Origin of the sequence: Agrobacterium sp. ES01 (genome assembly GCF_050320885.1) — a bacterium.
Classification (GTDB): domain Bacteria; phylum Pseudomonadota; class Alphaproteobacteria; order Rhizobiales; family Rhizobiaceae; genus Allorhizobium.
The window spans coordinates 1-13,915 of the sequence record NZ_JBNQTH010000002.1 but is presented as its reverse complement, the minus strand read 5'-3'; the positions used below and the strand labels follow the sequence as shown (position 1 = coordinate 13,915).

At 50.1% G+C, this 13,915-nt stretch carries 11 protein-coding genes and 1 pseudogene; 10 read left to right on the top strand and 2 right to left on the bottom strand.

Going from position 1 to position 13,915, the window contains the following annotated elements:
• The first annotated feature begins 793 nt into the window (after positions 1-793).
• The 8 genes from ACQQ2Q_RS07915 (at position 794) to ACQQ2Q_RS07880 (ending at position 9,900) form a co-directional block, all read left to right on the top strand.
• Positions 794-1,498, top strand: coding sequence for an outer membrane beta-barrel protein (locus tag ACQQ2Q_RS07915; RefSeq protein WP_428186525.1), 705 nt, complete (start codon positions 794-796; stop codon positions 1,496-1,498).
• Between the two features lie 367 nt (positions 1,499-1,865).
• A complete protein-coding gene (locus ACQQ2Q_RS07910; RefSeq protein WP_428186524.1) occupies positions 1,866-2,576 on the top strand; it encodes a YoaK family protein in 711 nt (236 codons plus the stop codon).
• A gap of 152 nt (positions 2,577-2,728) precedes the next feature.
• The gene (locus ACQQ2Q_RS07905) at positions 2,729-4,333 is read left to right on the top strand and encodes a phosphoethanolamine transferase (protein ID WP_428186782.1); all 1,605 of its coding nucleotides are present in this window, start codon (positions 2,729-2,731) and stop codon (positions 4,331-4,333) included.
• A gap of 373 nt (positions 4,334-4,706) precedes the next feature.
• On the top strand, positions 4,707-5,882 hold the full coding sequence (gene glf / locus ACQQ2Q_RS07900; RefSeq protein ID WP_428186781.1) for a UDP-galactopyranose mutase: 1,176 nt from the start codon (positions 4,707-4,709) through the stop codon (positions 5,880-5,882).
• Between the two features lie 132 nt (positions 5,883-6,014).
• A complete protein-coding gene (locus ACQQ2Q_RS07895) occupies positions 6,015-6,998 on the top strand; it encodes a hypothetical protein (protein WP_428186523.1) in 984 nt (327 codons plus the stop codon).
• A 195-nt stretch (positions 6,999-7,193) separates the two neighbouring features.
• Entirely contained in the window at positions 7,194-7,964 is a 771-nt protein-coding gene (locus ACQQ2Q_RS07890; protein WP_428186522.1) for an ABC transporter permease, read from the top strand.
• Positions 7,961-8,620: an ABC transporter ATP-binding protein gene (locus ACQQ2Q_RS07885; protein WP_428186521.1), complete on the top strand. Its 660-nt coding sequence runs from the start codon at positions 7,961-7,963 to the stop codon at positions 8,618-8,620. The genes ACQQ2Q_RS07890 and ACQQ2Q_RS07885 overlap by 4 nt, the downstream gene beginning before the upstream one ends.
• Entirely contained in the window at positions 8,620-9,900 is a 1,281-nt protein-coding gene (locus ACQQ2Q_RS07880) for an RkpR, polysaccharide export protein (protein ID WP_428186520.1), read from the top strand. The genes ACQQ2Q_RS07885 and ACQQ2Q_RS07880 overlap by 1 nt, the downstream gene beginning before the upstream one ends.
• Before the next feature lie 15 nt (positions 9,901-9,915).
• On the opposite strand, the gene ACQQ2Q_RS07875 is transcribed toward ACQQ2Q_RS07880, so the two are convergent.
• The gene (locus tag ACQQ2Q_RS07875) at positions 9,916-10,863 is read right to left on the bottom strand and encodes a DUF707 domain-containing protein (RefSeq protein WP_428186519.1); all 948 of its coding nucleotides are present in this window, start codon (positions 10,861-10,863) and stop codon (positions 9,916-9,918) included.
• Positions 10,864-11,307: 444 nt separating this feature from the next.
• Between ACQQ2Q_RS07875 and ACQQ2Q_RS07870 the strand changes: the two genes are divergently transcribed.
• Both ACQQ2Q_RS07870 and ACQQ2Q_RS07865 read left to right on the top strand, forming a co-directional pair.
• On the top strand, positions 11,308-12,012 hold the full coding sequence (locus tag ACQQ2Q_RS07870; RefSeq protein WP_428186518.1) for an inositol monophosphatase family protein: 705 nt from the start codon (positions 11,308-11,310) through the stop codon (positions 12,010-12,012).
• Complete coding sequence (locus tag ACQQ2Q_RS07865; RefSeq protein ID WP_428186517.1) at positions 11,939-13,462, top strand: N-acetylneuraminate synthase family protein; 1,524 nt, start codon at positions 11,939-11,941, stop codon at positions 13,460-13,462. Before ACQQ2Q_RS07870 ends, ACQQ2Q_RS07865 begins: the two co-directional genes overlap by 74 nt.
• Before the next feature lie 273 nt (positions 13,463-13,735).
• Here ACQQ2Q_RS07865 and ACQQ2Q_RS07860 read toward each other — a convergent pair.
• Positions 13,736-13,915 (bottom strand): annotated as a pseudogene (locus ACQQ2Q_RS07860) (IS3 family transposase); the annotation flags it as partial.

Sequence of the window (13,915 nt, the reverse complement as noted above, 5' to 3'; positions counted from 1 at the left end):
GCAACTTGAATGCCGTAAAAATAGAATACTGAGATAGAATGGTAAATAAAAATACGTTCAACAAAGTTGAAATTGAATACAAAACGAAAATATACTGAAGAACCTTTCTTTTATCTCCTTTTAAAAAATACATTTTTTCAACCTAACTGGAAATTTTACACAAACAACAATACGCGAATTTGCGTACTTTTTTGCACTGCTCCACCAGAAGGGGAGAGACGGCAAATGCTACGCCAAAAAGATCTTAAATGTCCTGATCACATGATCACTCAGAATTTCTTTTCATAACTTTACCATGCTCCACCCTTTTATCTGTTTTCGATGAGAGAACCGTCAGCTAATCGCGTACACCTCTAGGTGCAGCCAGTCAGTGTGGCACCGCCCCATCCCGACTGATAAGGCTTTGGGATCGACCTATTGAGTCAAATCAATGGGTGAGATCCCTCGCCCGGAGCAGTTTTGTCTATGAGGATCAATTAGCTATTGGGCTCATTGGACACACATCGCGATTATAAAAATTTCAATGAAATCAACGTGGCGTGCCACACCATGCCACACTTTCTGGACAGTGTTTTAGCCATTAGAAACTCAGGCGATAAAGATAACTTGAGCGCTGCGGACCATCCGGTCCGACCTGCCTGCAACCCTTGTTGCGCTACCACCTGCTCCAAATCCCATCCACTGCTTCAGTATTGGGCTTTGAACCCCTTATGTATTCAAATTTGGCTTGGTTGACAGCTACGTTAGCTGCGGCTAACTCTGAAAAATCAGTATACGTCTTAAGGGGGTGGCTATGAAACAATTTTTACCTGTTATTGCGCTTGGTTGCGGTTTGTCCCTGCTTGGCGAAGCGGCAAATGCCGAGGATCTTGGCTGGTTCACCGATATCAATGCAGGTGCCGCTTTTATCTCTGGTGATTCCGACACCACGACAGGTGGCCGAGACGGAGACGGCATTGTCTCCAAAGTGAAGTTTGACGACGAATTTGTTGTTGGCGGCAGGATCGGATACCGGTTTTCTGACCCTCTGGCGGTATTCATCAGCTACGACTACCTCGGCAGCAATGTCAGTTGGGCCGGAACTTTCCCAGGTGGACCCGCTTACTTCGATGGCCGCGCGATATCCAATATTGTGCTGGCGAATGTCAGCTATGGGTATAACATTACCGAAAACACACGCTTGAACGCCACTGCGGGCGCTGGCGTGGCCATTAACCAATTGAACGATATCGATGAGGCATCGTTTAAGGGGGCTACGCCATACGCAAATTTGGACGATGGCACGCATACAAGCTTTGCTGGCCGGGCAGGACTTGAACTGCAGCACAACGTCACTGAGTCCCTTTCGCTGAATTTGGGCGCAAATATCAGCTATCTGGGCTCATACGAATCAGGCAACGGACGCGATCGGTCCGGACTCTACGAGCCAATCAATGCATATGAGCTGAGCCCAATTTGGGCAGCGACGATCACAGCTGGCATCCGCTTGAAATTCTGAACCAATCTGGAGGACGTCTTTGTCTCAGGCTGCCTGAAGACGATACTGAACTCATAGGCAACTGGGCAAAAGGCCGCGGATCGCAACGAGTTTCTCTTCATTGACAAGAAAGGGCGGTCTCCGGGCCGCCTTTTTTGTATCGAGTTATCGCGCTTCACCGTGATTAAGTCGTCGCTCTCTCCTCGCGAGGAGACTGTCCCTATTTTTAATCCCGGATGGCGAAATCAGCCTACGTAAGCAGATACGTTGGAGGACCTCCAAAGCATGTCTGCATTCAGATATATATGCGGCACGACATCTGAGTCGAACAGACATCCAGCCCGCGACGCGCCGTGACATTCTTTCCTTCAACACCTGAAATGCGCCCATGCTTATTCATGACGGACAAACACGAGAGCTGAAGTCCGACCTCACGCTCGGTGGGATCCTCGCCTTCATTGCCGGCGGAGTGAATAGTGCCGGTTATCTGGCCTATGGATATTTCTCCGCCAATATGACCGGAAACGTATCCATGGTGTCCGAACTCCTGTCAGTCAGGCATTTTCAGGCGGCCGGAGCATTTTGTGCGATTGTGGGCATGTTCATCTTGGGGGCATTCGTCGCCACCTCTCTCATTCAGGCGGGCAAATCGCGTGGTTACAGCAACATCTACGCTCTGACGCTCATCGTCGAGGCGGTGGTGCTTGCCCTTGCGGGGCTTTGGGTGTCCCTCTCGTTTGAACACATCAATGGGCTGGCGCTTGTGTCCGTGCTCAGCTTTTCAATGGGTGTCCAGAATGCCGCTTCGACGCGCATATCGGAGAGCCGGGTGCGCTCGACGCATGTCTCCGGTATCGCAACAGACATCGGCGTTGGCCTGGCACTTCTTACAGGCAATGTGTCGCGCTCGCAGCGAACAATGGCGATGGAGCGTTTGCGTCTGCACGCGGTCACGATCGCCTCCTTTGCGCTCGGCGGCATTGCCGGCGCTCTTACTTTCGAGACCGTCCAGGGATTGGCATTTTGCCTGTTTTCAGGCGCCCTGGTTTTGCTGAGTATGCGCTACATCCGGATCGGAAAACGTCCGCTTGATAGCTGAGCCTTGACTATGCAATCCGGACACACCCCATTCAGCGTTTTCGCGCATATTTTCAGGTTTATGTCAGCTTCCCAAGTTTAAAGAGCGGACTCCTGAGTCCATTCTAAGCGAGGAAGCGCTTGTCCAAGCCGCAATTGAAATACAGGCCATCGATGCGCAGCGAGTGGTTGTGCATACTCACCGCAGCCTACCTCCTCCTTTTCATGAACGTGACTTTTTGGGAGAAAACGTTCGTCTATCTCGATGGAAATGTCTTGGCCCTGCTTGCCATTGGCATCGGTCTGTTCGGGGCATTCACAGCGCTGATGCTCACCTTTTCGGCGAAATACGTCATCAAGCCAGCACTCATTTTCTTCATCCTGGCAAGTGTTGGCGGCGCCTGGTTCATGGATCGGTTTGGTACCATCATCGACAGCGAGATGATCCGCAACGCCATGGAAACCAGCCAGGCAGAGGCAGGTCATCTGATCACGTCCGCATTCATTATCCACATGGTGCTGTTCGGGCTGATGCCGTCGCTCTTCATCGCCTCGGTGAAACTGGTGCACCGCCCAATCCTGAAGAAGATGACGGTCAATATGCTCATCATCGTGCCGTGCCTGATCGTCTTCGGGCTGGCCGGCCTGTCGAATAGCGGGAGCTTCATCTTCAACATTCGCCAACATCGAGACTGGTTTCGCACACTTAACCCGATCTTTCCGGTGGCAAGTGCTGCGGGGTTCTTCATCGGAGCGGCCAAGGAAGAGGACCTCGTCGTCCAACCGCTTGGAACCGACGCGAAGGTGGTGAACAAGGCACCGAAAGCGCAGCGCAAGCCGCGTGTGACGATCGTGGTCGTCGGCGAAACGGCACGGGCGCAAAACTTCCAGCTTGGCGGCTATGCGCGGGAAACGAACCCCGAACTGAGCAAGCGTGACATCGTCTACTTCGATAACGCCTCGAGCTGTGGAACCGCGACAGCCGTCTCGGTACCCTGCATGTTCTCAGTCTACGGCCGGGCCGAATATTCCCACGCTAAAGCGATGGGGACGGAAAACCTCATGGACGTGCTCAGCCATGCCGGAATCAAGACCGAATGGTGGGACAACAATACCGGCGACAAACACGTGGCCGATCGGATCCAGAAAACAGAATTCTTCAACTCCAAGGATCCGCATTATTGTTCGGACGGAGAATGTCTCGACCAGATCCTGGTCGATGGGCTTGATGGCTGGCTGGACAAGGTCGATGGCGATGCCGTTCTCGTTCTGCACCAGCTCGGCAATCATGGTCCTGCCTATTATCTGCGCTACCCCAAGGAATTCCAAAAATTCGTCCCCGATTGTCACTCCGTCGAGTTCGATACCTGCACGCCGCAGACGATCACCAACGCCTACGACAACGCCATCCTCTACACTGATCATATCCTTGCAGAGGTGATCGACAAGCTGCGTGCGCACGAAGACCGGGTGGACAGCGCCATGATCTACATGTCGGACCACGGCGAGTCTCTGGGTGAAAACGGCCTGTACCTGCATGGCGCACCTTACCTATTCGCACCAAAGGAACAGACACATATACCATTCGTCCTGTGGACCTCCCCTAGCCTTTTGAAGTCAGCTGGTATCGATCGCGCCTGCCTCTCGGCCGAGGCGAGTGCACCGCATTCACATGATAATCTGTTCCACAGCTTGCTTGGCCTGATGCAGGTTAGGACGGCGGTCTACCAGCCCGCGCTGGATATTTTCGCGGGGTGTCGGAGTGGAGCGGTGTTGTGATGCACAGTTGCAGATTTGCCTGTAGGAGACGTTTAGCTTCTGCTTCTCAATCATACTCATTCAAATTCCACAATTGAATCGGCTCAATGGCTGACGATTTTGCCCGAACCAAACGACCTCAACCGGATCAAGTACGTAAAAAGCATCTGAATCACCCCAATCGTTTTGAAAAATATCGAAAAATCAAAGATAAACGCCACACGGCGACAGACAATAGTTGACGACGGTTGACTGCCTCTTCTCCGCCTTCCTGTGTAGGGAGCAGCTTTCGTGCCAACGAAGGCTTTGCGAAGACACATTGAAACGCTACCACTTACCAAAGGTAAATTGACAACCTCGCCGCTATCAGAGGACGGGCGATATTATGTTGAAGATGGGCAGTGCAGGAGAAAACAGAGTGAAAAAAAAGCTTCTTATGGTCGGCGCTGGTTTGTCCGGCGCTGTCATTGGTCGCAAACTCGCGGAAGCGGGTCATGAGATCACCATTATCGACCAGAGAACTCACATCGCGGGAAACTGCCATACCGAACGTGATGTCGAATCCGGTGTCATGGTTCATGTTTATGGACCACACATATTCCATACCGATGACGAAGAAGTATGGAACTACGTGAATGGGTTTGAACGCTTCATACCCTACGTTAACCGCGTGAAGACAACGAGTGGTGACAGGGTTTACCTGCTGCCGATAAATCTCCACACCATCAATCAGTTCTTCGGGAAGACTCTTCGGCCTGATGAGGCGAGAGCTTTTATCGCGTCGCTCTCAGAAGGCACCAATGAAGAGCCGAAAACCTTTGAAGAACAGGCGCTCAAATTTGTTGGACGCGATCTTTATGAGGCATTCCTCAAAGGTTACACCGTCAAACAATGGGGATGCCAGCCAAGCGACCTTCCCGCGAGCATCCTCAAGCGGCTTCCGGTTCGCTTCAACTACGATGACAACTACTTCTTCCACCGTTTCCAGGGCATGCCTGAAAATGGCTATACTGCCATGGTCGGCAAAATTCTGGACCATGAGGCCATAGAGGTGCGACTTGGCCACACCTTCAAAAGAGACGACCGCGGGGGCTATGACCATGTCTTTTATTCGGGTCCGCTTGACGGTTACTTCGACTTTTCGCTCGGTCGCCTGGGATATAGAACGCTAGATTTTGAGATGTTCCGTCATGACGGGGACTATCAAGGATGTGCGGTGATGAATTATGGCGATCAGGACGTGCCATTTACACGCATTACGGAGCACAAACATTTTTCACCGTGGGAAACGCACCAGAAAAGCGTTTGTTATCGGGAATTCTCCCGCGCTTGCGGTGAGGATGATATCCCTTACTACCCGATCCGCATGACAAAAGAGAAGGAACTGCTGGCCCGGTATGTAGAGTTAGCCCGCTCGGAAGTGGGCGTCACATTCGTGGGTAGACTTGGAACCTATCGCTATATTGATATGGATGTAACTATTAGAGAAGCGCTTGACACAGCCGGCAGGTTCTTGGCAACGCTGGCTGGCGCTAGCTTGATGCCATCCTTTCACGCGGAAGCAATATGAACATTAGCGGTTCAGATAGGCGCGATCTCATAAGAGCGTGTTCGACCACTCCAAGACATGCAAGACAGTTCTTATCAACGACTGCACCGCGTGAGTGCGAATTCACCACTCAGCCGAATTAGGAGCAGCAGAGTGACTTACAGGAAAGGCAAGATTGCGGTCACATCCTCGGGGATGTTGGCAACCCCTAATCTTGCTACCTTGCTGGGGGCCGAGATCTGTCGCCCGCCGCTATTTGGACGCGGAAACTCGATCAAAGCCGTGGCGGGCTGGGGAATGAGACCGAGCGGAATGCGTGCGGAGGCTATCGCAAAGCGACTGAATGTCCCGGTCCTCCACCTTGAAGACGGCTTTCTGCGTTCAATTAATCCAGGTCGCGGCTCCCCTCCCTTGTCAATTATCAAAGACACTGAAGGCATCTATTATGATAGCTCACGACCGTCGGCTCTAGAACGATTACTGAACTCCGACGCTAACTTGCTTTGTGGAATTGAAAGTGAAGTTAAACAAGCTCGGCAACTTATTAACCAACATCGGCTCAGCAAGTACAATCATGCCCCCGATTTATCGCCCGGCCTGTTGAGAATGACTGATAAACACAGAGTTTTAGTTGTCGACCAAACTGTCGGTGACAACAGTGTGGCACTCGGAGGAGCCAACGCGGGAACCTTCAAACTTATGGTCGACGCCGCGATTAGAGAAAACTCAGACTCTACGATTTACGTCAAGACGCACCCCGAGGTCAGCCAAGGCTCAAAAGGTGGTTACCTTACCGATTATGAACCACCCGAAAATGTGGTCATGGTCAGACAACCAGTCAATCCAGTAGACCTCGTGCTGCACATGGATAGAGTGTATACGGTCGCTTCGACGATGGGCTTTGAGGCACTGCTAGCTGGGCGCTCAGTTACATGTCTTGGAATACCTTGGTATGCAGGCTGGGGCGTCACTGATGACAGACAGACCTGCGCCCGTCGCAACCGACATCGTAGCGTTGAAGAACTTTTCGCAGCGGCCTATTTCCACTATACCACCTACATGAACCCCCGACAAAATGTTATCGGTAATATCTTCGATGTGATATCGTTTTTGGCAGAGAAAAGGAAGCGCTCCTAAGCCTTGGATTCGGTTATGACGTGCGCTTATGTCTCTGGATGAGCCGACGCTCAAAAAACGAAGGCGCTTCCCTATTGAGATCGACAAATTATATGATAGCAATTGACGCCAACGTTCGAGCGCAGAATGGACTAGGTGAAACCTAGCGTCTGAGAATTAGCCGTTCACGCCCCGCAACTTTCCATCGGACTGCGCATGTTGCTGCTCAAGCACCTTAGAATTGTATCGGCTTTACTGATTCGAGAAATGGCGTCTCGGTTCGGCGATAAGCCAGGTGGATATGTCTGGGCATTTCTAGAACCAGGCGGTTATGTGATGATGATGACAGTTGTCTTCCAAGCGATCACACATTCACCGGCGCTCGGAAACAGCTTCCCGTTGTTTTTCGCGTCCGGATACATGGCATTTTATTTCTATAATGCTACGCTCAACTATGTTGGCGGCGCCTTGGCCGGAAACCGCGCGCTTCTAAATTACCCCACTTTGGCACCAATTGACACTGTGGTCTCTCGTTTTCTGTTGCAAATGTTCACCAATTGTTTTGTCGCAATACTGGTGTTTTTTCTGATAATACATTTCGAGATGAAGAGGCCACCAAATCTAAACTGGGCTCCCCTCTTAGAAGCAGGCGCACTAGCTAGCTTCCTCGCCCTAGGTGTCGGGATGAGCAATACAGTTTTATTTCTCAGGTTTCCTTTTTACGAAAGCGTGTATGGCATTATTTCACGCCCCCTGATGCTTATATCTGGAGTATTCTTTATTCCCGACAACCTCCCCCACCCCTATAGAGATTTTGTTCTCATAAACCCAGTTTCTCATGTGATAATACTGTTCAGGAAAGGTTTCTATCCTGAGTACAGAGCGACCGGCTTAGACATGGGCTATCTATACGCATTTGTACTCGCCAGCCTACTAAGCGGTACGATGCTTTTCTTTCTGGCCGCCAAAACATTGAGAAACCAATGATTCGCCTAGAGAATGCCAGCAAGAAGATGCAAATTAAGGGCTCCAGCAAAACAATTCTGGATGGCGTATCATTCGTCCTAAAGAGAGGGAGAAGTGTCGGGCTACTAGGGCGCAATGGCGCGGGTAAATCGACGCTACTGAAGCTAATCGCCGGGACTTTGCGGCTGGATTCGGGACGAATCATTCGCCAAGGTCGGATCTCCTGGCCACTTGGATTCTCAGGCACATTCCAAGGAAATCTAACTGGCGAGCAAAACGTTCGTTTTGTGGCAAGGGTTTATGGAGTAAACACAGATGAGCTTATCGACTACGTCACCGAATTCGCGGAACTTGGTCCCTTCTTTCGCGCTCCTGTAAAAACATATTCATCTGGAATGAAGGCACGGCTCGCATTCGGCCTTAGCATGGGCATCCAATTCGACTATTACCTTGTAGATGAGGTGACCGCCGTTGGTGATAGCAATTTCAAGAAAAAATGCCATTCAGCTTTCAAGGAAAAGCTCTCAGACTCAGACGTTATCATGGTTTCGCATAGTACCGAGACCATCCGAGAATACTGCCAGACCGGAGTCGTTATTGAAAAAGGCAAACTCACCTTTTTCGAGAATGTGGAAGATGCCATAAGAGTGCACGATCAAAATATGGAGAACGGCTAATGGCCGACTCGGAGAAAGCGTTGAATACGAAAAACAAAGGAGCGCCTACCCACGCGCCCGAGACCAAACATCCCAATATAAGAGTTCTGGAGGGTTTGCTCCAGAAAAGCAAGAAGCAAGGCAAACGCAAGGCAACTTTTCGCTTTAGGCACTTAGTTATAGTAAGCTCTTTTCTGGCGCTCGTAGTCGTACCAGGTAGCGCGGCGTCTTTTTATATGACTTTTATTGCAGCTGATCAGTACGAAAGCACTGCATCTTTTACGGTCAGAAGCATAGACTCCAGCCCCGTCGCCGGCGACATATTGGGTATGTTTTCTCAAACAGGCGCAACCAGCACTGTATCAGATTCGTATATCCTCTCAGACTACCTCTTAAGTGAAGCAATGGTTAGAAAGCTCGATGAGAAGTTCGACCTGACAACGTTGTTTGCGGTACGTGGAGGTGACTTTATTTTTGGCCTAGATAAGGATGCTTCCATCGAAGAAAAGCTGTCGTACTGGAGAAGTGTTGCTACGGTTGACTATGAACACGCATCCAACATTATCGAACTCAGAATTAGAGCATTTGATCCTGCAGAGGCACAGCAAGTAGCAGATTTTGTGCTCGCAAGTTCAGAAAACCTGATAAATGACTTGTCGGATACGGCTAGAACTGAGGCACTCCGCTCGGCAAAAGTGGAAGTGGGAGTTGCAGAAAAGCGCTTGGCCGATGCTCGACTAGCCATCTACAGCTTTAGAGACCGCTCTCAGGAAGTCGATCCCGTTGAGGGTGCGAAACTTGCGATGCAATTGGTTGCCGAAATGGAACAGCGCCTCGTGAGGCTCAACTCTGACCTTGCAACCGCTCGCAATCAAATGGCGGAGGATACGCCAAGGATCCGCGTCATAAGGGCCCAAATAGAGAGCCTCGAGCAACAAATCACGCAGGAACGACTTAGACTTGGAGGGGGGGCAGAAGATGGATCAGGTGGGGGACGCACAGGGCAAAACGCACCGCTTGCCGATCAATCCGTGTCAAACCGTCTTCAGATCTATGAAGGCTTGGAAACTGAACGAGAATTCTCACAACAAGCCTATACAGCCGCACTGGCAAGTTTAGAAAAAGCAAGAATTGAAGCAACTGGCAAGGAACGATATCTTGCCACATTTATACAACCAACGCGATCAGAAAAGGCAGAATATCCAAGACGCATTTTGACTGTTCTATTGGTGGTCTTGGCCGGGATATTCACATGGGCAATACTAACTCTGGGCTACTACAACTTACGAGACAGAGCATGAGAAATATAAATAGCATTATAATGGCTGAACAGCTCTGGATGAAGACACACCATCAATAGACTTCTGTTTAAAGACCTTTAGATATCTCTCGTGATCATAACAAGGTTTTTCAGGATCTGTAGAAACCATTTCGTACAGCATGAGTAACATTTTGGTTCGAGAACACTGAGGGCGACATATGCGCTTCCGAACAGATGACATCCCCAGAAAATACATCCACCACATCAAAAATCCACGGCCAACCTCTTTCCCATACGTTGTTTCAGCTGAAATTATTGTTGCACCGACCCAATAAATAGAAAAGTACTCGAATGTTTTCTGCTTTTCCGACAGTATGTCTATTTGTTGCTTCGACATAACGTTCTTCAGATGTGTTTGTCTTGGCCTGTAGTGCCCCATAGGCGTGGCGTCAACAATTGCCACATCACGCATCGGATTGGGGGCGAGTTTATGCCAAAACAAATCAATTCCAAGTGCCGCATGCCTGTCCGCAAACAGGGGTAACACTCGACGCAGGAAAGTAGCACTCATCAAAGGCATCATCAGCTCAACAAAGTTCGTGCGCCTGAACCTGAAACGCGAGTTTGTAAGTGTAACACGGTGTGCATAGTAACTATCAATGGTCAGGGAGGGCTGCGCGATTGCAAAGCGTTCATCCCTGCATAATGCTATGAATTCACGAGCGATATCAGCTGAAGTCTCAATGTCATCATCTGGAAACCAAAAGTAGTCATACTTATCAAGCAGATGTGGATGACTTCTAATGAAATCGTATATCGCGATCCATTTTCCGCCAACAAAATGATGGCTAAATTCGATCTTCGTCAAATCCCCATCAGGACATTCCGTATCGTTGTATGTACTCACGGCCAGATCTACGCCTTCATCACCTGCAACAGCGAGAAGCCAAGGCTGAACACTCTGATAAGTTGGCGTCCGAACAACCACCAGTATTGAATTCAATTTTGTCCCTCCCAAAAAAGCGGCATCAGAGCAACGTGGTTCACTTATCTGAAGCCTTCTAATACCTAGCTGACACATTTTTTCAATCGATGATCGCAACGCTATTTTCGAGAGCGAACACGCCCGTTTGGATGTTTCTGGGATCTGAAACAGTTAGGCGTTAGTTGCCTGCGGAAACTTTTACGACAATCGGCCGGCAGTCCCTCACCCCATATTTCGGTGCTCGCAGTGGGGCGAAACTCCGTTGCGGTTCTTGCCGCTTGATGTGGCGGGGAATGCCATGTCGTGGCACCGGTACAGCCCAGCCTAAAATAAGATCGGTACCTAGCATTTGCTTCCAACAAAGAATCCCAGTGTTTTTTTTGGGTAATTGACGCCATCAGTTGTCATCCATGCTGCAGGTAGGGTACACAGCATGGCTCCAACCAGATGAAGCTGGATAGTATGGATACTAGTGAACTTCTCCAAGACGTCGCGAGACTTATCAATTCAGAACTTGAACAGGTAAAGGAACGCCGTTTTGATGTGGAATGGAAGGCAGACGGAAGCCCAGTTACGGCAGCAGACCGCTACCTTGAGCAACAGATTGCCGCGTTCCTGCGCTCCAAGATCGCCGATTTGGACTTTATTGGCGAAGAAACATGGGTACCTGGAACGACTATCGGCTCAGGCTGGCGCGCTGTACTCGATCCGATTGATGGCACCGAGAATTTTTGCTCCGGTTTGAAAGAATGGGGCACATCTTTATCACTATGGCGTGGGGAAACTCACGCGGGCAGTTTGTTAATGATGCCAGAGCTGTATGAGGTGATGACGACAGGAAACGTTCCTTTTGTGCCACGTTCGCGAATCGTCGGTTTCTCATCCTCGTATCACCCCAAGATTGGAGAAGGCGTAGCTGCCCTTCCTGAAGCGAGAATAATGGGATGTGCAGTCTACAATCTTTTCAATGTGATAAGGGGCTCATTTAGCCGTTTCATCAATCCTAAAGGTGCAAAGTCCTGGGATCTAATAGCTGGCGTAGCACTCGCGAGGGAGGCTGGCTGCGACGTTTTTGTGAATGACGAGGAATATAATGGTCAGTTTCTCACGCCAGATCAGCGACATCGCGTCGATATACGCCACCGATACGATCTTCATTCTAGGTAAAGGTCCATCTGCAGGCGAAATACCCCCCTCAATCTTCGATGGCTCTTTGGTTATCGGGGTAAACGATGCCGAGCGCATCCAACCTACAGATATTTCAATATTTCACGCTGATTGGGTTAAGGCTGCGCTCGAAGCATCGGGCCCCAAAGCTCAACTCTACCTTACGTCAACTGACTATCGCCCAACCGAAGGTAAGGTAATTCGCGTACCGCATGAGTCGCTCGGACAGGAGAGTGGCGACTTGATGATGCAGAGACTTTTGTCAGGACCGCTCGTGATTGAAGACGTTCTGTTCATCTCAGCTCTAAAAGTTTGCCTTGAAGTGGCGAAAGTCCGTGAGCGGGCACAAAAAGTTTATATGATTGGCTTCGATTTCACCCCAGAAGCCGGTTACGCGGAAATGGCTGGCGGCCATTTTGAGACTGGTGACATACAGGATCGACGATTAGTCATTGGGATGCAGGAGAACTTCCTTCTGAATGCCCTCTACATGCTGCAGGGCAGCCAAATTGACGTGATTCATGTCGGCAATCGCAACTATTCAGCCGCATCAGTAGCCGACATTGTCGAACGAGATTTCCCAACTGCGAGAGCACAAGCAAGTTCACAATCCAAGGTCGCAGTAGTCGCCGAACTCACAACCAATCACTTCGGCGACAGGGATCGATTAGAACGGATGGTTAGAACTGCCAAAGCGGCTGGAGCCGACTATGTGAAAGTGCAAAAGCGCGATGTTGCGACGTTTTACAGTACTGCGCAGCTCTCCGCTCCATACCGATCACCCTTTGGGCAGACCTTCGGCGACTACAGGAGGAAGCTTGAGCTAACAGCAGATGACTTTGATTTTTTGGACACCTTGTGTAGAAAACTGAAAATAGATTGGTTTGCGTCAATTTTAGATGAAGCTTCTTTTAACTTCATTCGTGACTTCAACCCTGCACTAATCAAGCTCCCATCAACAATTTCTGAGCACACTGATTATTTGGCCAAGGTGGCGCGTGTAGCAGATAGAGGCATTGTTCTGTCAACAGGAATGACGGATAAGAATTTTGAAAGCTGGATCTTAGAAACCTTCAAAGACGTGCCGACGTTATATCTGATGCAAGCAAATTCCGCGTATCCCACGCCCGCGCGCGACTGCAACATAGCGGTCGTGCGGCACTACCATACACTCTCAACAACGAACCAACACATTGTTCCAGCTTATTCAAGCCACGACGAAGGCTCGATAGGGTCGATGCTGGCCGTAGCTGCCGGCGCTAGGATGGTCGAAAAACATGTTAAGCTGGGCAACAGCGAATGGGCGCATTTCGACGCGGTTGCGCTCGACATGACGTCTTCAGACTTTTGCAATTACGTGAACAAAATTCGGGAGGCCGAAATCATGATCGGGTCTGAAGTGAAAACCGTGGCACCGAGTGAACATCATAAGTATCGCAAGGCACCGTAATCGCACGGCAACTTCGATAAGCACAGTCTAAGGCAATTGCTTTATCGCCAATTGGGCGTGATTTGCGCTTTAGAGAGCCTTATATATCCCCAATTGGGTTTCGTAATTCGACGCAGAACAATTGCTTCCCCGCTACTATTTCAACCAATACAAGGCAGGTCAACAAATAGCAGTTTGTTGATTTCCACTGAGAGCTGACCCGGCGTTTCCACCAAGAATTGACCCGCCTTTAGGTATCGTTCGTGTTGTTGGTCGTGACCTTGCCCCCAAGTTTTATCCAGTTTTGAGTTTGCTCCGGCGGTTTTGGGTTTCTGTATTTGGTGCGCTAGCGACCGGTTGCGGTGCGGAGCCATTCCGGCTGCGTAGCACTGCATCACGTCTCGGGTTGATGGTCTGGGCGAACTCGGCAGGCGTCAGCCAGCCGAGGCCGGAATGCGGTCGATGGTCGTTGTA

Bases quoted from the DNA above. Each gene is read 5' to 3' on its own strand.
- ACQQ2Q_RS07885 (WP_428186521.1), top strand. From the start codon at position 7,961: ATGATTCGCCTAGAGAATGCCAGCAAGAAGATGCAAATTAAGGGCTCC.
- ACQQ2Q_RS07890 (WP_428186522.1), top strand. From the start codon at position 7,194: ATGTTGCTGCTCAAGCACCTTAGAATTGTATCGGCTTTACTGATTCGA.
- ACQQ2Q_RS07865 (WP_428186517.1), top strand. From the start codon at position 11,939: ATGGTCAGTTTCTCACGCCAGATCAGCGACATCGCGTCGATATACGCC.
- ACQQ2Q_RS07915 (WP_428186525.1), top strand. From the start codon at position 794: ATGAAACAATTTTTACCTGTTATTGCGCTTGGTTGCGGTTTGTCCCTG.
- ACQQ2Q_RS07905 (WP_428186782.1), top strand. From the start codon at position 2,729: ATGCGCAGCGAGTGGTTGTGCATACTCACCGCAGCCTACCTCCTCCTT.
- glf (WP_428186781.1), top strand. From the start codon at position 4,707: ATGGGCAGTGCAGGAGAAAACAGAGTGAAAAAAAAGCTTCTTATGGTC.
- ACQQ2Q_RS07910 (WP_428186524.1), top strand. From the start codon at position 1,866: ATGCTTATTCATGACGGACAAACACGAGAGCTGAAGTCCGACCTCACG.
- ACQQ2Q_RS07870 (WP_428186518.1), top strand. From the start codon at position 11,308: ATGGATACTAGTGAACTTCTCCAAGACGTCGCGAGACTTATCAATTCA.
- ACQQ2Q_RS07880 (WP_428186520.1), top strand. From the start codon at position 8,620: ATGGCCGACTCGGAGAAAGCGTTGAATACGAAAAACAAAGGAGCGCCT.